Source organism: Rathayibacter rathayi, assembly GCF_004011095.1.
Taxonomy (GTDB): domain Bacteria; phylum Actinomycetota; class Actinomycetes; order Actinomycetales; family Microbacteriaceae; genus Rathayibacter; species Rathayibacter rathayi.
This window is the reverse complement of the sequence record NZ_CP028129.1, coordinates 1,158,157-1,177,681: the sequence shown is the minus strand read 5'-3', so window position 1 is coordinate 1,177,681 and position 19,525 is coordinate 1,158,157. Positions and strand designations below refer to the sequence as shown.

Below are 19,525 nucleotides of genomic sequence, written 5' to 3'. Positions count from 1 at the left end.
GCGACAGCCGGGTCCGCCGACTTCGCCGACCCCCTACTGTGATGCCATGCAGTCACAGAAGATCTTCGGCATCGTCCTCGCCGGTGGCGAGGGAAAGCGGCTCATGCCCCTCACGGCCGACCGGGCCAAGCCCGCTGTGCCGTTCGGCGGGCAGTACCGGCTGATCGACTTCGCACTGTCGAATTTGATCAATTCCGGTCTCACCCAGATCGTCGTGCTGACGCAGTACAAGTCGCACTCGCTCGACCGGCACGTCTCGCAGACCTGGCGCCTCTCGGGCCTGCTCAATTCCTATGTCGCGTCGGTGCCTGCTCAGCAGCGCCTGGGAAAACGCTGGTTCAGCGGCTCGGCCGACGCGATCCTGCAGAGCCTCAATCTGATCCGCGACGAGAAGCCCGACATCGTCGTCGTGGTCGGCGCCGATCATGTGTACCGCATGGACTTCTCACAGATGATCGATGCGCACATCGCCTCGGGCGCCACAGCGACCGTCGCGGCGATTCGCCAGCCGATCGAACTCGCCGATCAGTTCGGCGTCATTCAGCTCGCGGGCGACGCGGCTGGAGACGGAATTGTTCCGACGATGATCTCCGAATTCCTCGAGAAGCCCAAGGACGCGATCGGCCTGGCCGACTCCCCGCACGAGGTCCTCGCCTCGATGGGCAACTACGTCTTTGATGCCGATGCACTCATCGACGCGGTCATTCGCGACGGCGAGTCCCCGACGTCGGACCACGACATGGGCGGCGACATCATTCCCGACTTCGTCGCGCGCGGCGAGGCCGGCGTGTACGACCTCAAGCTCAACGATGTCCCCGGCTCGACCGATCGCGACCGCTACTACTGGCGCGACGTCGGCACCATCGACTCCTTCTTCGAAGCGCACCAAGACCTCATCTCGGCGCTGCCCGTGTTCAATCTCTACAACCAGCAGTGGCCGATCTTCTCGTCGCAGCTCAACTCGCCGCCCGCGAAGATCGTCCGCGACGGCAAGGGCAACATAGGATCGACGGTCGACTCGGTCGTCTCGCTCGGGGCGGTCATCTCGGGCGCACACATCGAGCGCAGCGTCGTCGGTCCGTGGACGGTCATCGAGTCGAACGCAGCGGTCACCGACTCCGTGATCTTCGACAAGGTCCGGATCGGCCCGGATGCTCTGGTCGCCCGCGCTATCCTCGACAAGGACGTCGTCGTCGAGCCCGGTGCTCGCGTCGGCGTGGACCACGACCGCGATCGCGAGCGCGGGTTCACCGTCACCGAGTCGGGCATCACCGTCGTCGGCAAGGGCGTCGTCGTCCACCCGTAGCACCCCCGCGGGTCGAGATCTGCGCTCCGGCGTGTCCACCCGACCGATTGGCCCGGCCCATGAGCGAGCACCCTGCGACGCCTGCCCGCTTCCTCGTCGTCCTCGACGCGGACTCCACCCTCCTCCAGGACGAGGTCATCGAACTCCTCGCGGTCCACGCGGGCTCCCAGGAGCGGGTGGCGGCCGTCACCGAGCGGGCGATGCGCGGTGAACTCGACTTCGGCGAGAGTTTGCGCGAGCGGGTCGCGACCCTTGCGGGCGTTCCGGATTCGGTTTTCGCGGGGGTGAGTGCCGGCGTCCGCGTCACGCCCGGCGCCGCAGAGCTCGTCGCCGGGGTGCACGCGGCAGGAGGCCGGATCGGAGTGGTCTCCGGCGGCTTCCACGAGATCCTCGATCCCGTCGCGGATGCTCTCGCGCTCGACTACGTCCGTGCGAACCGCCTCTGCTGCCGCGGCGGCGCCCTGACCGGCGAGGTCCACGGCCGGATCATCGACGCTGGAGCCAAGGCGGAGGCGCTGCGCGAGTGGGCGGCGGACTCGGGTGTCCCTCCTCAGCGCACGATCGCCGTCGGCGACGGCGCCAACGACCTCGAGATGATGGCGGTGGCGGCCCTTGCCGTCGCCTTCAACGCCAAGCCACTCGTCCGCGAGCGCGCAGATCTCGTACTCGGTGGCCTCGACCTCGCGCAGCTCCTGCCTGTCCTCGGCCTTCGCGGCTGACGACAGTCTCGCCTTGCCGTCGCTCGCCAGTGGCCGGGAAGTCGATGTCGCGGCGTTCAAGGACATGCGCAGCGAATCCACGAACTCGATCATCGGATGGATTGCTGTCGTGGCGATCACCGGCCTCCTCGTCGTCGGCATCGTTCGGCGCCGCCTCGCCGCTGTCCTTATCGGCGCCGGCACGATCCTGCTCAGCGCCCTGATCATCGTGGGAGCAGGGCTCGACCTGAGGTCCGACTCGGTGCGGTACGTCGTCTTCCTGCTGCCGGCCTTATCGGCGGCCGGCGGCTGGCTCTTCTCGCGATGGCGCCCAGCCGCCATCGCCGCCGTTCTGCTCGCGACCGCGCTGACGGCATCCGGAGTCTGGGTCCGGTCGGAGGGCTTCCGGCTGGACACATCGGAGCGATTCGACGACCACTACACCCCTGTCGTCACGCTCCTCGAGCGTCGTGGAGTCGAGCACGTCTACGGCGACTACTGGCTCAGCTACGCTCTGACCGCGTCCACGGACGAGGAGATCACGGTCGCAGCCTTTCCCACGTCGTTACCCTGACTACGACGCGCTCGCCCAGGCCGAGGGCCCAACGGTGATCGTCGTCACGACCGATGACAACAACGACCAGGAGATGCGCGCCTCCACCCTGCTGCCCCCTCATCGCCGGATCGTCGTCGGCGAGTACACCGTGTACTTCTCCGACGAGCCGTTCAACGTCACCTCTCAGGTCTGGGACCTGTTCTAGAGGAAGCCGTCCGTCTGAGTTCGAACGCACCTCGACGACGGCCGAGGGCAACGACCTCGTTCGCAGCGGTCTGCGACGCGGACGCGCAATGACGCGAATGGACCGGTCAGTGCCCCATCCCGAGCCCACCGTCGACCGGGATCACGGCGCCCGAGATGTAGGCCGCCTCGTCGCTGGTGAGCCAACGGGTGACTTTCGCGACCTCGGTCGCCGTGCCGTAGCGTGCGAGCGGGATGCTCGTGCGGTACTCGGCCTGCTGCTCCGCAGAGAGCTCAGCGGTCATGTCGGTTTCGATGAAACCGGGAGCGACGACGTTCGCGGTGATGTTGCGGGCGCCGAGCTCTCGGGTGAGCGAGCGGGCAAAGCCCACGAGCGCTGCCTTCGACGAGGAGTAATTGATCTGCCCGGGCGACCCGTAGAGGCCGACCACGCTCGAGATGAGGATGACGCGGCCGAAACGCTGCTTCAGCATCCCCTTCGACGCACGCTTGACGACGCGGAAGGCCCCGGTGAGGTTGGTGTCGATGACGGAGGTGAAGTCCTCCTCGGACATGCGCAGCAGCAGAGTGTCGCGACTGATGCCCGCGTTCGCCACGACGATGTCGACCGGTCCGAGTTCGGCTTCGACCTGCGTGAACGCGGCGTCGATCGAGGCGGTGTCCGTCACATCCGCGACGACGGTGAGCGACCCCTCCGGGCCGGAGCCCGAGCGCGCCGTGACGGCGACACGGTGACCGGTGGCCACGAACTCCTGGGCGATGGCGAAGCCGATCCCCCGGTTGCCCCCGGTGACGAGGACGGTGCGCGGCGTGGTCATGGTGTCCCTCCTGCCGGCGCTCGTGCGGCGCCGGGCGACCCGTACATCCTAGAGGCGCGTCGCGCAACAGATTCCGGGATGCGGTCCTCGCGGTCCGCACCTGCCCGCGGGGACGTAGGCTTGAGGGGCTGTGAAACCACGCGAAACTCTGACCTCCCTACCGCCGTCGCCGAGCGCCGAGCGGCGTTCCCGCGTAATCAAGTACTCGATCGCGATGAGCATCCGGATGCTCTGCGTGATCTGCCTGCTCTTCGCCCACGGCTGGTGGCTCCTCTTCTTCGCGATGGGAGCCGTCGTGCTCCCCTACTTCGCCGTCGTGCTCGCGAACGTGGGCAGCGCGGGCGAGCGGGGCACTGTCGAGCGGCCCGGCGCGGTCGTTCTCTCCCGTCCCGTTCCGCCGCCCCCTGCCGCCGACTCCGAGGCACCGTTCGGCTCTGAGGGCGGCGACCCGCGGGGAGCACGGCCGTGATCCCGCTCGGGCAGATTCCTGACGCCCATGCCTGCTCACGAGCGGGCTGCCCGAAGACAGCGACCTACGCGCTGGAGTGGCGGAACCCGAAGATCCACGACGAGGACCGCCAGAAGACCTGGCTGGCCTGCGGCGAGCACCTCGACTTCCTGCGCGAGTTTCTCCTGGCTCGGGACTTCCCGCTCAAGGTCCGGCCGCTTTACACGATTGATCGAGGAACTGCGCTGTGAGCGCGAATGCGCCGCGGCCGTCCTGGCGGTTCGTGCTCTCTCGCCGCTGGTTCGGCTACCTCGCCCTCGCGATCGTCTTCGCTCTCGCCTGCATCCTGCTCTCACGCTGGCAGATGGCGCGCCTGGATCAAGCCGCCTCGACCAATCGGCTGGTCACGGCGAACTGGACCGCCGATCCGATCGCTCTCGACGGCCTGCTCCCGGCCGAGTCGACCTGGGACGATGCTCTCGAGTACCGCCCTGTCGAAGTCAGCGGCGTCTATGAGACGCAGGGGCAGACGCTGGTCCGCAACCGTCCTTACAACGGCAATCCCGGCTTCGAGGTCCTGACGCCCCTCCGCCTCGCCGACGGCAGCCTCTTCGTCGTCGACCGCGGCTGGATCCCGGTCGGCTCGACCCAGGACTTCCCCGACGCGGTCCCTGCACCGCCGGTGGGCGACGTGAGCGTCGTCGCCCGCCTCAAGCCCGCGGAGGGGCGGATCGACGGCCGCTCCGCACCCGCCGGTCAGATCGCCACCGTCCAGCTCGACGACCTGTCGGCTCAGCTGGACGAGCCCCTGCGCACGGCGGCCTACGGCCTGCTCATCGCCGAGGTACCCGCGCCACTCGACGCTCCCCCGCTCGCGGCGATCAAGCCGGTCGCGGATGAGGGCCTACACATCAGCTACGCCATTCAGTGGGTGCTCTTCGCGGTGATGGGCTTCGGCGGGCTCGGCTGGGCGATCCGGCACGAGTATCGGATTCGCAATGCCGACGATCCCGAGGTGGTCGCGGCCGAGGAGCGCCGCGAGCAGCGTCGCCGCCGTCGAGGTCGGAGCGACTCCGAGGTCGAGGACGAGCTGCTTGACGCCCGTCAGGCCAGCGTGATCAGGTCGAGGTAGTCGGCCGCCCAGTGGTCCTCGGTGCCCTCGGGCATGATCAGGACGCGCTCGGGGTTCAGCGCCTCGACGGCTCCCTCGTCGTGGCTAACCAAAACGACCGCGCCCTCGTAGTGGGCCAGAGCGTCCAGGATCTCCTCGCGGCTCGCCGGGTCGAGGTTGTTGGTGGGCTCGTCGAGCAGCAGCACGTTCGCTCCCGACACGACGATCATCGCGAGAGCGAGGCGGGTCTTCTCTCCACCCGAGAGCACGCCCGCCGGCTTGTGCGAGTCGTCCCCCGTGAACAGGAACGAGCCCAGCACCCGACGCGCCTCGGTCTCGGTGAGGTTCGGGCTGGCCGAGACCATGTTCTCCAGCACTGAGCGCTTGACGTCGATCGTCTCGTGCTCCTGTGCGTAGTAGCCGATCCGCAGTCCATGCCCGGCCTCGATCACGCCGGTATCGGGCTGGTCGACACCGCCGAGGATCCGCAGCAGCGTGGTCTTGCCCGCACCGTTCAGCCCCAGGATGACGACCTTCGAGCCTCGGTCGATCGCGAGGTCGACGGCGGTGAAGATCTCGAGCGAGCCGTAGCTCTTCGACAGGTTCTCGGCGTGCAGCGGGGTGCGGCCGCAGGCCATCGGAGTCGGGAAGCGCAGCTTGGCGACGCGATCCACCGCGCGCACCTCCTCGAGGCCGCTGAGCATCTTCTCGGCGCGGGCGACCATCTGGTGCGCGGCCGCGGCCTTGGAGGCCTTGGCTCCGAATCGCGCGGCCTGGAGCTGAAGTGCGCCCGCCTTCTTCTCGACGTTCGCGCGCTCCTTCTTGCGGCGCTCCTCGTCGGCGGCGCGCTGGCGCTGGTAGTTCTTCCAGTTCATGTTGTAGACGTCAATGACCTGGCGGTTGGCGTCGAGGTAGAAGACGCGGTTCACGGTCTCGCCGACGAGCTCGATGTCGTGACTGATCACGATGAAACCGCCGCGATAGTTCTTGAGGAACTCCCGAAGCCAGACCACCGAATCCGCGTCGAGGTGGTTGGTCGGCTCGTCGAGGATGAGCGTGCTGGCATCCGAGAACAGGATGCGCGCGAGCTCGATCCGGCGGCGCTGGCCACCGGAGAGCGTCTTCAGCGGCTGCTCGAGGATCCGGTCGGGCAGGTTGAGGTTACTCGCGATGGACGCGGCCTCCGCCTCCGCCGCGTACCCGCCCAGCGCCAGGAAGCGGTCGGTGAGGGTGCCGTACTTCTTCATGCCGGCCGCGCTGACGGAGGCGTCGCTGCTCGACATCGCGATCGTCGACTCCTGCATGCCGAGCACGAGCTGCCCCAGCCCGCGGGCGTCGAGGATGCGAGTCCGCGCCAACTCGTCCGGGTCGCCGGAGCGTGGGTCCTGCGGCAGGTAGCCGATCTCGCCACCGCGGTCGATCGTGCCCTTCGAGGCGATCAGGTCGCCCGCGAGGACCTTCGTCAGCGTTGTCTTCCCCGCCCCATTGCGGCCAACGAGGCCGACCTTATCGCCGTCACCGACCCGGAAGGAGACGTTCTCCATCAGGAGTCGGGCGCCGACTCTGAGTTCGAGGTCGTGCACGCTGAGCACAATTCTGTCCGTTCCCGCCAAGAAATGGCGCTCGGTTCGTCAGGGATGAGGCAAGAGGCCGCAATACGGCAGCCCCCTAGTATAAATGCTGCGCCGCCGGGCGGATCGACCTCCGTGTCTCCTCAGCGCTTCCCTACCGTCGTCGCACTGCGGCCGATCTTTGGAGGACCCATGTCCACACTCTCGCTCGGGCAGACTCGGCCGGTGCTCGCCGACACACTCGTTACGCGATCACTCGCGACCGATCTGGCCCTCGTCATCGGCGGTGCCGCCGTGACCGCGGGTCTGGCGCAGATCACCGTCCCGATGTGGCCGGTGCCGGTCACGGGACAGACATTGGCCGTGCTGCTGGTCGGCTCGACGCTCGGTGCAGTACGCGGTGCGTCGTCGCTGGCCCTCTACCTCGTCCTCGGCCTGGTCGGCCTGCCCGTGTACGCCCCGCAGGCCGACGGTGGGCACTCCACCGGTCTCGCGGCCGCTGCATCACCGAGCTTCGGATACGTCGTCGGCTTCGTGCTCTCGGCAGCTGTCGTCGGTTGGCTGTCGGAGCGGTCGTGGGAGCGCGTCTTCCTGAAGGCACTGGCGACCTTCATCGGCGGCTCGCTGGTCGTCTTCGCCGTCGGTCTCCCCTGGCTCGCGGTGAGCCTGCACGCCCTCGGCTACCCGAGCGATGTGCAGTCGACCCTCGTCGGTGGCTTCTACCCGTTCCTGATCGGCGGAGCGGTCAAGGCGGTGATTGCCGCTGTTCTCCTGCCGGTGGCCTGGCGCGGCGCGGACGCCCTGGTGAAGCGTCGCGGCTGAACAGCCGAAGGGCCGGGAGAAATCATCCTCCCAGCCCTTACGCAGTCCGGCCTCTAGATCGAGAAGCCGAGCGCCCGCATCATGTCGCGGCCGTCTTCCGTGATCCGCTCGGGACCCCACGGCGGCATCCAGACCCAATTGATTCTGAACGCTTCGACAATGCCGTCGAGCGACTCTGCGGTCTGTTCCTCGAGCACATCGGTCAGCGGGCACCCCGCCGAGGTGAGAGTCATGTGGATGACCAGAGCATCGTTCTCGTCGTCCCAGCCCAGGTCGTAGATCAGGCCCAGGTCGACCACGTTCACCCCGAGCTCGGGGTCCATGACGTCCTTGAGCGCCTCCTCGACCTGGTCGAAGAGGGACGGATCGAGAGTGGTGATCGCCACGATCAGACCGTCGCCGAGGTCAGGAAGCGGTCGTAGCCCTCGTCCTCGAGCCGCGAAGCCAGCTCCTTGCCGCCCTGCTCGGCCACGCGGCCGGCGACGAAGACGTGCACGAAGTCCGGCTGGATGTAGCGCAGGATCCGGGTGTAGTGCGTGATCAGCAGCACGCCGAGGCCGGTGCTCTGGTGGGCGCGGTTGACGCCCTCCGACACGATCTTGAGCGCGTCGACATCGAGACCGGAGTCGGTCTCATCGAGCACGGCGAACTGCGGAGCGAGCAGCTCGAGCTGGAGGATCTCGTTGCGCTTCTTCTCGCCGCCCGAAAAACCTTCGTTGACGTTGCGCGCCGCGAAGGAGGAGTCCATTCGGAGATTCGCCATCGCGGACTTGACGTCCTTGGTCCACGTACGGATCGCGGGCGCCTCGCCGTCGATCGCGGTCTTCGCGGTGCGAAGGAAGTTGGTGTTGGTCACACCGGGGATCTCGACCGGGTACTGCATCGCGAGGAAAAGGCCGGCGCGCGCACGCTCGTCGACGGACATGTCGAGCATCTCGACGCCGTCGAGCGTGATCGATCCGCCGTCGACGTGGTACTTGGGGTGCCCCGCGATCGTGTAGGCGAGCGTCGACTTGCCGGACCCGTTCGGGCCCATGATCGCGTGGATCTCACCCTGGTTGATGGTGAGATCGACACCGCGGAGGATCTGCTTGGTCCCCTGCTCGGTCTCGACACTGACGTGGAGATCGCTGATCTGGAGAACGGACATTCAGACTTCCTTCGTGACGGTCGGGTCGATGTAGACGTCGCCGTCGATGATCTCGACGACGAAGACGGGGACCGGCTCATAGGCCGGGAGGTTCAGGGGGGTTCCGGTGCGGAGCGAGAACTGAGAGCCGTGCGCCCAGCACTCGAGGCTGTCACCCTCGACGAAGCCTTCGGACAGCGAGATCTCGCCGTGCGTGCAGGTGTCCCCGATCGCGTGGATCTCGCCCGTAGAGTCCTGCACGACCGCGATCGCGATGCCGTCGACCTCTACGCGCATGGCCTGGTTGGGGATCAGTTCGGAGACAGAGCAGATCATCGCGGCGTTGCTCATGCGGTGACCGCCGCTCCGCGTGAGGATCCCGTCTGACCGGCGCTACCGGCCAGCTCGGCCTCGATCGCGAGCTGCAGGCGCTCCTCGAGCTCGGCCACCTTGATCTGCTGCACGATTTCGCTGAGAAAGCCGCGCACGACCAGGCGGCGCGCCTCGTCCTCGCGGATGCCGCGCGATTGCAGGTAGAAGAGCTGCTCGTCGTCGAAGCGGCCGGTCGCAGAAGCGTGGCCAGCTCCGGCGATGTCGCCGGTCTCGATCTCGAGGTTCGGGATGGAGTCGGCGCGCGTGCCGTCCGAGAGCACCAGGTTGCGATTCTGCTCGTAGCTGTCGGTCCCGGTCGCGCCGTTGCGGATCAGCACGTCGCCGATCCAAACGGTCCGTGCGCCCTCGCCCTGCAGCGCGCCCTTATAGGTCACGCGGCTGCGAGTGTCGGGGGCGTCGTGGTCGACGTACACCTGCTGTTCGAGGTGCTGGCCGCCGTCGGCGAAGTACAGGCCAAAGAGTTCGCCGTCGGCTCCGCGCTCGACGAGGTGAGCCGAGGGGTTCACCCGGACGATAGATCCGCCGAGGCTGACCACGATGTGCTTCACCTTCGCGTCGCGTCCCACGCGGATGACGTGGTTGGCGAGGTGACGGGCGTCGTCGGCCCACTCCTGCACGGTGACGACAGTGAGCTGCGAGCCCTCGCCCACCAAGACCTCGACGTTCTCGGCGAGCGTCGCCTCGCCCTCGTTGTGCAGCACGACGACGGCGCGGGAGTAGGGCGCTGACTCGATGATCGTGTGCGCGGCGCGGGGAGTCGAGCCGAGACCGGCGCGGACCAGGGTCGCGACCTTCTCGTCTTCGCCAGTAACGCGCACGACGAGGGCCTTCTCGAAGCTCGACCAGGCATTCGCGGCGGCACGATCCTCGGGCAGACCGGCGGTGCCGATCCGCTCGTCGTCGCGGCCGACCCACGAGACGTCCACGCCCTCTACCGTCGAGTGCTCGATCGGCGTGGGCGAACCGTCGAGTGTGCCGTCGATGAGGACAGCGAGGCGCGCCACGGGCGTGAGCTTCCAGGCGATCTCGCGTCCGGTGACAGCCTCGAAGGCCTCGACGTCGGCCGACGCGAAGCGCTCGGAGCGCGTCTGCACGGGCGTGAACGCGCCGTCGGAGTGGGCACGGATGCCCAGGCGCGCGGCAGCAGCAGCGCCGTCGATCTCGGGAATCGCGGCGCTCGTGGGGACCGTCATCAGGCGGTGGTTCCTTTCGATGGGTGCGGGGCGCCCTGTTCGGGCACCCCTTCGTGGGGGGAGGCGAGCGTCAACCGACGCTGCCCTCCATCCCCATCTCGATGAGCTTGTTCAGCTCGAGGGCGTACTCCATGGGCAGCTCGCGCGCGATCGGCTCGATGAAGCCGCGGACGATCATGGCCATCGCCTCGTCCTCCGGCAGGCCGCGCGACATCAGGTAGAAGAGCTGCTCCTCGCTGACCTTCGACACGGTGGCCTCGTGGCCCAGCTGCACGTCGTCGACGCGGATGTCGATCGCCGGATACGTGTCCGAGCGCGAGATCGTGTCGACTAGGAGAGCGTCGCAGCGCACCGTGTTGGCCGAGTGATGCGCATTGGCGTCCACCCGGACCTCTCCGCGGTAGCCGGCCCTGCCGCCGCCGCGGGCGATCGACTTCGAGACGATCGACGACTGCGTGTACGGCGCCATGTGGACCATCTTCGCGCCGGCGTCCTGGTGCTGGCCGGGACCCGCGAACGCGACCGAGAGCGTCTCGCCTTTGGCGTGCTCGCCGACCAGGAAGATCGACGGGTACTTCATCGTGACCTTCGAGCCGATATTGCCGTCGATCCACTCCATCGTCGCGCCCTCGTGCGCGATCGCACGCTTGGTGACGAGGTTGTAGACGTTGTTCGACCAGTTCTGGATCGTCGTGTAGCGCACGCGGGCATTCTTCTTCACGATGATCTCGACCACGGCCGAGTGCAACGAGTCCGACTTGTAGATTGGGGCGGTGCAACCCTCGATGTAGTGGACATAGCTGCCCTCGTCGGCGATGATCAGGGTCCGCTCGAACTGGCCCATGTTCTCAGTGTTGATGCGGAAGTAGGCCTGTAGTGGGATGTCGACGCGGACGCCCTTCGGGACGTAGACGAACGAGCCGCCGGACCAGACCGCTGTGTTCAGCGCCGCGAACTTGTTGTCGCCCGCCGGGATGACGGTGCCGAAGTACCCCTCGAAGATCTCGGGGTGCTCGCGCAGTGCCGTATCCGTGTCCATGAAGATGACGCCCTGCTCCTCCAGGTCCTCGCGGATCTGGTGGTAGACGACCTCGGACTCGTACTGGGCCGCAACGCCACCGACGAGGCGCTGACGCTCCGCCTCGGGGATGCCGAGCTTCTCGTAGGTGTTCTTGATGTCGTCGGGGAGGTCATCCCAGGTCTGTGCCTGCTTCTCCGTGGAGCGGACGAAGTACTTGATGTTGTCGAAGTCGATGTCCGACAGGTCGGCGCCCCATGTGGGCATCGGCTTGCGCTCGAAGAGTTTCAGTGCCTTCATGCGGCGGTCGCGCATCCAGGCGGGCTCGCTCTTGAGCGCGGAGATGTCGGAGACGACCTCGGGCGAGATGCCGCGGCGTGCAGAGGCTCCGGCGGAGTCCGAGTCGGACCAGCCGAACTCGTAGACGCCTAGGCTCTCAAGCTCGGGGCGGTCGATCAGGATGTCTGACATGTGTACCTCGTTTCCTACCCACTGCTAACCGGTCGGGTCCCGGAGTCATTCCCCCCGGGATGACCCGCGGGTGCTCGTCGCCCGGTCGCGCGATCAATCTGATGCGCGGAGCGGATGATGTGCGTCCCTGGGATTCCTGAGGTGTGCGTCGGCGCTCCATCGGGACGTCGGTGCCGGCCGCGCGCCCCGTTCGCGAAACGCAGGCTGCGCTCAGCACGACTCGGGACCCGATGAACCGAGACCAGCTTCTCATTCTACGGGCGCAGGCCGTTCAGCGGAACATTCGCAGCTGGGTGTCGGCCGGGCGCTGAGCGATATACCGCCAGACAGGATTGACCATACGAGTGTCGGTGGTCCGTGGTGCAGTTCCCCCATGACGAACAGCACCCCGATCCCGATCCCGATCCCCGCCCGACTCCTGACCGCACTGCTCGCTGCTGGCCTGCCTGCCGAGCCCGCCTGCTCGTTCGGTCCCCTCGCCCGCGCACTCGCCTCGGAACTCCCGCTACGGGTGCTCCCCCGCGTGCTGCTCAGGCTGCGCCGACACCTGCTCTTCGCCGAGCGGACTCCACCGGTCAACCGGCCGGCTGGAGCTGCGCAGCGGCTTCGCTGCGCTGAGCACGCACGGTGAACAGCCGCGGATTCACATCGAGCAGCACGCGGACGACACCGACCCAGACCACCGCCGAGCCGAGCAGGTGCACAGCGACGATCGCCTCGGGCAGCGCCGTGAGCGACTGCACGATTCCGACCAGGGCCTGGAGCAGCACGACCACGAGGAAGGTCACGACGCGGCGCCGGGCGAGGCCGGAATTCGCCGCCCTCGACAGGCGCACGAACAGCGCAGCGCCCGCGAGCAACACCGCCGTCCCGAGGACTCCGTGGACGACGGTCACGCTTTCCCAGTGGAACTGCATGCGGGGCACCTCCGCGGAGTCGCCGGCGTGCGGACCCGTGCCCGTCACGAGAGTCCCGATGAGGATCACGAGCAGGGTGAGAGCGACGAGCCCGATGCTGAGCGCTCGCGTGGTGCGGTCCGGTGCGAAGGCGACGGACGGGGAACGGTGGGCGCGGTGCCAGGTGAGGGCGGTCGTGGTGAGCAGAGCGATCGCGAGCACGAAGTGCCCGGCCACGATGTACGGGTTCAGACCCGAGTGCACGGTCGCTCCGCCGGCGAGAGCATTCGCGACCACCAGCCAGAACTGCGACCACGCCAGGCGGGTCATCGTGCGATCGCGAGGCTTCTGCAGGCGCGCAACGGTGATCGCCCAGCCCACCGCCACCACGAGGACGCCAGTAAAGGCGCGATTGGTGAACTCGATGACGCCGTGGATCCCGAGTTCCGGGGTGGAGGTGAGCGACCCCGCCTCGCAGGCCGGCCAGGTCGGGCAGCCGAGCCCGGAGCCGGTGAGCCGGACGACGCCCCCGAAGAAAATGATCAGGATGCTGGCGACGAGCGCTGCGGTGGTCCCCCAGCGCAGAGCGCGTGGTCCCAGGCTCACCCGCTCCGCGAGGAAGGAGAACGGGGTGATCATCACAACGTCAGCAGCGGGTCGATGCCGACGGCGAGGAAGAGCAGGGTGAGGTATCCGATCGAGCCGTGGAAGACCCGCATGGGCGAGACGTGCTCGTGACGGATCGCCAGGCTGTACAGGCGGTGCGTCTCGGCGACGAACCAGACTCCGCTACCGAGGGCGACCACGGTGTAGAGGACACCCATGCCCGCAACGGGAATGAGCAGGAGTGAGCAGACGACGGTGGCCCAGGCGTAGAGGATCACCTGGAGCCCCACGATGGTGCGCCCGCGAACGACGGCCAGCATGGGGACGCCGGCCGCCTGGTAGTCGTCGCGGTACTTCATCGAAAGCGGCCAGTAGTGCGGCGGTGTCCAGAGGAAGATGACCGAAAAGAGGATGACCGGTGTCCAGTCGAGCGAGTTCGTCACCGCAGCCCAGCCGATCAGAACGGGCATGCAGCCCGCAATCCCGCCCCAGACGATGTTCTGCGGGGTGCGGCGCTTGAGGAAGAGAGTGTAGAAGACGACATAGATGACGATCGCGGCGAGCGAGAGGCCCGCGGAGAGCCAGTTGGCGGTCAGACCGAGCCAGAGGATCGAAAGCACGCCGATCGTCGTCGCGAACACGAGCGCCGAGCGGTCCGAGATCTCGCCCGTCACGAGCGGACGATTTTTCGTCCGCTTCATGATCCGGTCGATGTCACGGTCGAAGTAGCAGTTGAAGGCGCCGGCGGATCCCGCGCTCAACGCTCCGCCGATGAGGACGTTCAGCACGAGCAGCAGATTCGGGATCCCGCCCTGCGCCAAGATCATCGTGGGAGCGGTCACCACGAGGAGGAGCTCGATCACCCGCGGCTTCGTCAGAGCGACGAAGGCCTTCACCTTGCGCGAGAGGGTCGTCGTCGACGCCCTGCCCCGCTCGACGGTGGTGGTCTCCACGACTGCGTCCATTGCTCCTCTAACGATTCGATGATCCCAAACGAGTGTAATGCGCCCGCCGGGATCAGGGTTCGGCGTGCACGCTTGTCCAATCGGTCGCAGACAAATGCGACCGCACAACCCCCGGTCCACGGGGCACCCCCTCCGTATACTCGGGACTGCTCGCCAGAGTGCCCGGTACGTCTCCGAGCCCGCCCGATGATCGTCGGCACGGGGCCGAGAGGGCCGTCGCCGGAGCATCGTGTCGACGTCGTCATGCGGCGTGCGCCACCATGCGAGAGGGCGGACGGTCCCCGTCTGCCCCACGTCTCGAGAAGGGTCAGTACCAAGTGTCAGAACTGCAATGGGAATCCATTGACGAGAAGGCAGTCGACACGGCGAGGGTTCTCGCCGCGGATGCGGTCGAGAAGGTCGGCAACGGCCATCCCGGAACCGCCATGAGTCTCGCGCCGGCCGCATACCTCCTGTTCCAGAAGGTCATGCGCCGCGATCCGTCCGATGCCACCTGGATCGGCCGTGACCGCTTCATCCTGTCGGTCGGCCACTCCTCGCTGACGCAGTACGTCCAGTTCTACCTGGGCGGCTACGGACTCGAGCTCGACGACCTCAAGGCGCTGCGCACCTGGGGTTCGAAGACCCCGGGCCACCCCGAGTACGGCCACACCGACGGCGTCGAGATCACGACCGGCCCGCTCGGTCAGGGTCTTGCCTCCGCCGTGGGCTTCGCCTACGCCTCGCGCTTCGAGCGCGACCTGTTCGACCCGGAGGCCGCCGCGGGCACCTCTCCGTTCGACCACTTCGTCTACGTCATCGCCGGCGACGGCGACCTGCAGGAGGGCATTACCAGCGAGGCATCCTCGCTCGCCGGCCACCAGCAGCTCGGCAATCTGGTCGTCATCTACGACTCCAACCAGATCTCGATCGAGGACGATACCAACATCGCCTTCACCGAGGACGTCAAGGCGCGCTACGAGGCGTACGACTGGCAGGTGCAGGTCGTCGACTGGAAGAAGACCGGCGAGTACCACGAGGACCTCGCCGAGCTGCACGCCGCGATCGAGGCCGCGAAGGGCGAGACTGACAAGCCGTCGCTCATCATCCTGCGCACCATCATCGGCTGGCCCTCGCCGAAGAAGCAGAACACCGGCAAGATCCACGGCTCCGCCCTGGGCTCCGACGAACTCCGCGGCCTGAAGGAGGTGCTCGGCTTCGACCCCGACACGACCTTCGACGTCGCCGACGAGGTCATCCAGCACACCCGCGGAGCAGTCGAGCGTGGCCGAGTGCAGCACGCCGAATGGGACGAGCAGTTCGCCACCTGGGCGTCCGCGAACCCCGAGAAGAAGGAGCTGCTGGACCGGGTCCTCTCCGGCGGTCTGCCCGAAGGCGTCCAGGAGGCGCTCCCCGTCTTCGAACCCGGCAAGGAGGTCTCGACCCGCGCCGCGTCCGGCAAAGTCATCAACGCCCTCGCCGGGGTGATCCCCGAGCTGTGGGGCGGTTCCGCCGACCTGGCCGAGTCGAACAACACCACGATCGAGGGAGCCGGCTCCTTCGTCCCGTCGGAGTTCTCGACGCATGAGTGGACCGGCACGAAGGGCGGCCGCGTGCTGCACTTCGGCATCCGTGAGCACGCGATGGGCGCGATCCTCAACGGGATCGTTCTGCACGGGAACACCCGCCCCTTCGGCGGCACCTTCCTGATCTTCTCCGACTACATGCGCCCGGCGGTCCGTCTTGCCGCGCTGATGAAGGCGCCGGCGATCTACGTCTGGACCCACGACTCCGTGGCACTCGGCGAGGACGGCCCGACCCACCAGCCGATCGAACAGCTGGCGACCCTGCGCGCGATCCCGGGCCTGGACATCGTCCGCCCCGGCGACGCGAACGAGGTCGCCTACGCCTGGAAGACCATCCTCGAGCGCCGCGAGGGCCCCGCCGGCCTCGCGCTCACCCGCCAGAACATTCCCGTGTTCGAGCGTGGCGAGGGCGACGCGGAGGGCGAGACCTTCGCCTCCGCCGCGAACGTCGCCCGTGGTGCGTACATCCTGGCCGAGGCACCGAACGGCAGCCCGGACGTGATCTTCATCGCGACCGGATCCGAGGTCCAGATCGCCGTCGAAGCACGCGAAGTGCTGAAGGGCGAGGGCATCAACGCCCGCGTTGTCTCGGCTCCGTCGCTCGAATGGTTTGAGGAGCAGGACGCCGAGTACCGCGAGAAGGTGCTCCCCTCCTCCGTCAAGGCGCGCGTCTCGATCGAGGCCGGCCTGAGCCTGGGCTGGCTGAAGTACGTCGGCGACGCCGGCCGTTCCGTGTCGATCGAGCACTTCGGCGCCTCGGCCGACTACAAGACCCTGTTCCGCGAGTTCGGGATCACCACCGAGGCGGCTCTGTCCGCCGCCAAGGAGTCGCTCGCAGCCTCCTGACCCGAAGGCCGCGTCCACCACGGACGCGGCCTTCGCGCTCGGGCCCCCGGCTCCCCCGCACACCCCGCACCACCGACGCAGAAGAAGATAGAGACATGACTGAGAACACCCCCACCGCAGAACTTTCCGCCGCCGGCGTCAGCATCTGGCTCGACGATCTCTCCCGCTCGCGCATCTCCTCCGGGGTACTGAAAAAGGTGATCGAAGAGAAGAACGTCGTCGGCGTCACCACGAACCCGACGATCTTCGCCGCCGCCCTCACCAACGGCGAGTCTTACGACGCGCAGGTGCGCGAGCTCGCCGCCGCCGGCACCTCGGTGACCGACGCCGTCTTCGAGATCACGACCGACGACGTCGCCGCGGCGTCCGACATCTTCCGCCCGATCTACGACGCCACCGACGGCTACGACGGCCGCGTCTCGATCGAGGTCGAGCCCGGGCTCGCGCACGACGCCCAGGGCACCATCGAGCAGGCCAAGGCCCTGTGGACCAAGGTGGACCGCCCGAACGCGATGATCAAGATCCCCGCGACCGTCGAGGGCCTCGAGGCCATCACCGAGGTCATCGGCGCCGGCATCTCGGTGAACGTCACGCTGATCTTCTCGCTCGCCCGCTATCGAGCCGTCATCAACGCCTACCTGGCCGGACTCGAGAAAGCCAAGGAGGCCGGCATCGACCTGTCGACCATCCACTCCGTCGCCTCGTTCTTCGTCTCGCGCGTCGACACCGAGATCGACAAGCGCCTCGAGGCCGTCGGCTCCGACGAGGCCCGCGCGCTGAAGAGCAAGTCGGGTGTTGCCAACGCGCAGCTCGCTTACGAGGTCTTCGTCGAGGCGTTCGCCACCGAGCGCGCACTGCTGCTGCAGGAGTCGGGCGCCAACCGCCAGCGCCCCCTGTGGGCCTCGACCGGCGTCAAGTCGACCGACCTCCCCGACACGCTCTACGTGACCGAGCTCGTTGCAGCCGGCGTCGTCAACACGATGCCCGAGAAGACCCTCGAGGCGACCTTCGAGCACGGCGAGATCACCGGCGACACCGTCACCGGCTCCTACGCCGACGCGAACGCCGTCCTCGACGCCGTCGCGGCGCAGGGCGTCTCGTACGCCGACGTCACCGAGCTGCTCGAGAAGGAGGGAGTCGAGAAGTTCATTGTCTCCTGGAACGAGCTGCTCGACACCGTCACCGCTGCGCTCGAGGGCGCGAAGGCGCAGGCCTGATCATGGCTCTCCAAATCCACGTCAGCGGAGACGCCGGAAAGGCCGTCGATCGCGTCGTCCCGGAACTCGTCGCCGACGAGGTCGCGTCCGGGATCACTGCCCAGGTCCCCACGCTGTGGGGCGCCGCGGCAGAGGAGGAGTCCGCCAAGCGCCTCGGCTGGACCGAGTCGACCACCGTCTCCCGCCCCCTCGTCCCGGCGATCCTCGCCCTGCGCGAGGAGTTCCAGACCAACGGGATCGACCACATCGTCCTGGGCGGCATGGGCGGCTCCTCGCTCGCGCCGGAGGTCATCACGCGCACGGCCGGAGTGGAGCTGACCGTGCTCGACTCGACGGCGCCCGGTCAGGTGCTCGCGGCCCTGACTGACCGCCTCGCCTCGACCGCGGTCGTCATCTCCTCCAAGTCCGGCTCGACCGTCGAGACCGCCAGCCAGAAGAAGGCTTACGAGAAGGCGTTCACCCAGGCGGGCATCGACCCGCTCGAGCGCATCGTCATCGTGACCGACCCGGGCTCGCCGCTGGACTCAGCGTCCCGCGAGGCGGGCTACCGCGTCTTCAACGCCGACCCGAACATCGGCGGGCGCTTCTCGGCGCTCTCCGCGTTCGGACTCGTGCCCTCCGGGCTCGCCGGCGCCGACATCGAGGCCCTCCTCGACGAAGCGGCCGAGGCCTCCCTCGGGCTCGCCGTCGACAGCCCGGAGAACCCGGGACTGATCCTCGGAGCGGCGATCGCCGCGACCAGCCCCCGTCGCGACAAGCTCGCGATCGTCGCCGACGGGACCGACATCGTCGGCTTCGCGGACTGGGCGGAGCAGCTCATCGCGGAGTCCACCGGCAAGGACGGCACGGGCATCCTCCCCGTCGTCCTTGGCACCCTCGCCCCCGAACTCTCGGAGGACCTGCCCGACGTGCAAGTCGTCCGCCTCGTCGAGGACGCCACTGCGCTGCATCTGTTCCCGCGCGACCGCCACGAGGGCGAGATCCTCCTCTCCGGCTCGCTCGGCGCGCAGATGTTGACCTGGGAGTACGCGGTCGCGGTCGCGGGGCGCCTGCTCGGGATCAACCCGTTCGACCAGCCCGATGTCGAGTCGGCCAAGGTCGCGACCCGGGCGCTGCTCGACAAGCGCCCCGCGCCCGAGGCGCCCGCGTTCACCGACGCGGGCATCGAGGTCACCGGCAGCAGCAGCGTCACCGAGGGTGTCACGACTGTCGCCGCGGCCGTCGATCGCCTCCTCGCTCAGCTGGGCGACGGCGGCTACGTCTCGATTCAGGCGTACGTCGACCGCCTCGCCCTGCCGCAGCTCGAGGGTGCCCGCGATCTGCTCGCCGCGCAGGCGCAGCGACCCGTCACCTTCGGATGGGGCCCGCGCTTCCTGCACTCGACCGGTCAGTACCACAAGGGTGGCGCGCCGACGGGGGTGTTCCTGCAGATCACCGAGCGCTCCACTGTGGACCTCGAGATCCCGGAGAGCCCGTTCACCTTCGGCCAGCTGATCCTGGCCCAGGCCGCCGGCGACGCGAGCGTGCTCGCCGAGCACGGCCGGCCGGTGCTGACGCTCACGCTGACCGACCCCGAGGCGGACCTCGAGGCGCTCTTCGAGGCCCTCAACACCTGATCCGCCGAGCACACCGCTGCCGCGCCTTCCCCGGTGTGCAGCGGAGTGCCCGCGGCCGTCTTCGCGATCACACCCC

At 67.9% G+C, this 19,525-nt stretch carries 21 protein-coding genes; 12 read left to right on the top strand and 9 right to left on the bottom strand.

The genetic code is table 11. The features are described 5' to 3' along the window. Positions 1 to 46: 46 nt before the first annotated feature. From C1O28_RS05780 to C1O28_RS15070, 4 genes are read left to right on the top strand one after another with little or no spacing between them, the layout of a single operon-like run. Positions 47 to 1,306 carry a glucose-1-phosphate adenylyltransferase gene (locus C1O28_RS05780; protein ID WP_097165991.1) on the top strand — a complete coding sequence of 420 codons (1,260 nt, stop codon included), beginning with the start codon at positions 47 to 49 and terminating at the stop codon, positions 1,304 to 1,306. Positions 1,307 to 1,365: 59 nt separating this feature from the next. Continuing rightward, entirely contained in the window at positions 1,366 to 2,025 is a 660-nt protein-coding gene (serB, locus tag C1O28_RS05775) for a phosphoserine phosphatase SerB (protein ID WP_097165992.1), read from the top strand. Positions 2,026 to 2,038: 13 nt separating this feature from the next. Further along, on the top strand, positions 2,039 to 2,578 hold the full coding sequence (locus tag C1O28_RS05770; RefSeq protein ID WP_133115528.1) for a hypothetical protein: 540 nt from the start codon (positions 2,039 to 2,041) through the stop codon (positions 2,576 to 2,578). 34 nt (positions 2,579 to 2,612) lie between these two features. Next, positions 2,613 to 2,765 (top strand): hypothetical protein, encoded by a 153-nt coding sequence (locus C1O28_RS15070; protein ID WP_160487500.1) that lies wholly within the window; start codon positions 2,613 to 2,615, stop codon positions 2,763 to 2,765. A 106-nt stretch (positions 2,766 to 2,871) separates the two neighbouring features. Here the strand turns inward: C1O28_RS15070 and fabG are convergent, their stop codons facing one another. Then, positions 2,872 to 3,582, bottom strand: a complete 711-nt coding sequence (gene fabG, locus C1O28_RS05765) for a 3-oxoacyl-ACP reductase FabG (protein ID WP_097165994.1) — start codon at positions 3,580 to 3,582, stop codon at positions 2,872 to 2,874. Between the two features lie 130 nt (positions 3,583 to 3,712). Between fabG and C1O28_RS05760 the strand changes: the two genes are divergently transcribed. Genes C1O28_RS05760 through C1O28_RS05750 form a run of 3 tightly spaced genes read left to right on the top strand, consistent with a single transcriptional unit; the run spans position 3,713 to position 5,162 of the window. After that, positions 3,713 to 4,051 (top strand): DUF3099 domain-containing protein, encoded by a 339-nt coding sequence (locus C1O28_RS05760; protein ID WP_097165995.1) that lies wholly within the window; start codon positions 3,713 to 3,715, stop codon positions 4,049 to 4,051. Continuing rightward, entirely contained in the window at positions 4,048 to 4,281 is a 234-nt protein-coding gene (locus C1O28_RS05755; protein WP_097165996.1) for a hypothetical protein, read from the top strand. The genes C1O28_RS05760 and C1O28_RS05755 overlap by 4 nt, the downstream gene beginning before the upstream one ends. Beyond that, positions 4,278 to 5,162 carry an SURF1 family cytochrome oxidase biogenesis protein gene (locus C1O28_RS05750; RefSeq protein WP_243392031.1) on the top strand — a complete coding sequence of 295 codons (885 nt, stop codon included), beginning with the start codon at positions 4,278 to 4,280 and terminating at the stop codon, positions 5,160 to 5,162. The genes C1O28_RS05755 and C1O28_RS05750 overlap by 4 nt, the downstream gene beginning before the upstream one ends. Here the strand turns inward: C1O28_RS05750 and C1O28_RS05745 are convergent. Further along, positions 5,135 to 6,733: an ABC-F family ATP-binding cassette domain-containing protein gene (locus C1O28_RS05745; protein WP_097165997.1), complete on the bottom strand. Its 1,599-nt coding sequence runs from the start codon at positions 6,731 to 6,733 to the stop codon at positions 5,135 to 5,137. The two genes, C1O28_RS05750 and C1O28_RS05745, sit on opposite strands and share 28 nt — an antisense overlap. 171 nt (positions 6,734 to 6,904) lie before the next feature. On the opposite strand from C1O28_RS05745, the gene C1O28_RS05740 reads away from it, so the two are divergent. Next, positions 6,905 to 7,534, top strand: a complete 630-nt coding sequence (locus C1O28_RS05740; protein WP_097165998.1) for a biotin transporter BioY — start codon at positions 6,905 to 6,907, stop codon at positions 7,532 to 7,534. 53 nt (positions 7,535 to 7,587) lie between these two features. On the opposite strand, the gene C1O28_RS05735 is transcribed toward C1O28_RS05740, so the two are convergent. The 5 genes from C1O28_RS05735 to sufB form a co-directional block, all read right to left on the bottom strand. Continuing rightward, complete coding sequence (locus tag C1O28_RS05735; protein ID WP_164861105.1) at positions 7,588 to 7,920, bottom strand: metal-sulfur cluster assembly factor; 333 nt, start codon at positions 7,918 to 7,920, stop codon at positions 7,588 to 7,590. 2 nt (positions 7,921 to 7,922) lie between these two features. Then, positions 7,923 to 8,684, bottom strand: coding sequence for a Fe-S cluster assembly ATPase SufC (gene sufC / locus C1O28_RS05730; RefSeq protein ID WP_097166000.1), 762 nt, complete (start codon positions 8,682 to 8,684; stop codon positions 7,923 to 7,925). Next, complete coding sequence (locus C1O28_RS05725; protein ID WP_097166001.1) at positions 8,685 to 9,014, bottom strand: non-heme iron oxygenase ferredoxin subunit; 330 nt, start codon at positions 9,012 to 9,014, stop codon at positions 8,685 to 8,687. It lies immediately after the preceding gene. Beyond that, positions 9,011 to 10,249 carry a Fe-S cluster assembly protein SufD gene (gene sufD, locus C1O28_RS05720; RefSeq protein WP_097166002.1) on the bottom strand — a complete coding sequence of 413 codons (1,239 nt, stop codon included), beginning with the start codon at positions 10,247 to 10,249 and terminating at the stop codon, positions 9,011 to 9,013. The genes C1O28_RS05725 and sufD overlap by 4 nt, the downstream gene beginning before the upstream one ends. A 70-nt stretch (positions 10,250 to 10,319) precedes the next feature. Continuing rightward, positions 10,320 to 11,738, bottom strand: a complete 1,419-nt coding sequence (gene sufB, locus C1O28_RS05715; protein WP_097166003.1) for a Fe-S cluster assembly protein SufB — start codon at positions 11,736 to 11,738, stop codon at positions 10,320 to 10,322. A 373-nt stretch (positions 11,739 to 12,111) separates the two neighbouring features. On the opposite strand from sufB, the gene C1O28_RS05710 reads away from it, so the two are divergent. Then, positions 12,112 to 12,369, top strand: a complete 258-nt coding sequence (locus C1O28_RS05710) for a hypothetical protein (protein WP_097166004.1) — start codon at positions 12,112 to 12,114, stop codon at positions 12,367 to 12,369. On the opposite strand, the gene C1O28_RS05705 is transcribed toward C1O28_RS05710, so the two are convergent. Then, positions 12,314 to 13,273, bottom strand: a complete 960-nt coding sequence (locus tag C1O28_RS05705; protein WP_097166005.1) for a COX15/CtaA family protein — start codon at positions 13,271 to 13,273, stop codon at positions 12,314 to 12,316. The genes C1O28_RS05710 and C1O28_RS05705 overlap by 56 nt on opposite strands. After that, the gene (locus C1O28_RS05700) at positions 13,273 to 14,205 is read right to left on the bottom strand and encodes a heme o synthase (protein WP_097166006.1); all 933 of its coding nucleotides are present in this window, start codon (positions 14,203 to 14,205) and stop codon (positions 13,273 to 13,275) included. Before C1O28_RS05700 ends, C1O28_RS05705 begins: the two co-directional genes overlap by 1 nt. 317 nt (positions 14,206 to 14,522) lie before the next feature. On the opposite strand from C1O28_RS05700, the gene tkt reads away from it, so the two are divergent. From tkt to C1O28_RS05685, 3 genes are all read left to right on the top strand, one after another. Further along, complete coding sequence (gene tkt / locus C1O28_RS05695; protein ID WP_097166007.1) at positions 14,523 to 16,616, top strand: transketolase; 2,094 nt, start codon at positions 14,523 to 14,525, stop codon at positions 16,614 to 16,616. 95 nt (positions 16,617 to 16,711) lie between these two features. Further along, positions 16,712 to 17,833 (top strand): transaldolase, encoded by a 1,122-nt coding sequence (gene tal, locus C1O28_RS05690; RefSeq protein WP_097166008.1) that lies wholly within the window; start codon positions 16,712 to 16,714, stop codon positions 17,831 to 17,833. Positions 17,834 to 17,835: 2 nt separating this feature from the next. Next, the gene (locus tag C1O28_RS05685; RefSeq protein ID WP_097166009.1) at positions 17,836 to 19,449 is read left to right on the top strand and encodes a hypothetical protein; all 1,614 of its coding nucleotides are present in this window, start codon (positions 17,836 to 17,838) and stop codon (positions 19,447 to 19,449) included. Positions 19,450 to 19,525 lie beyond the last annotated feature (76 nt).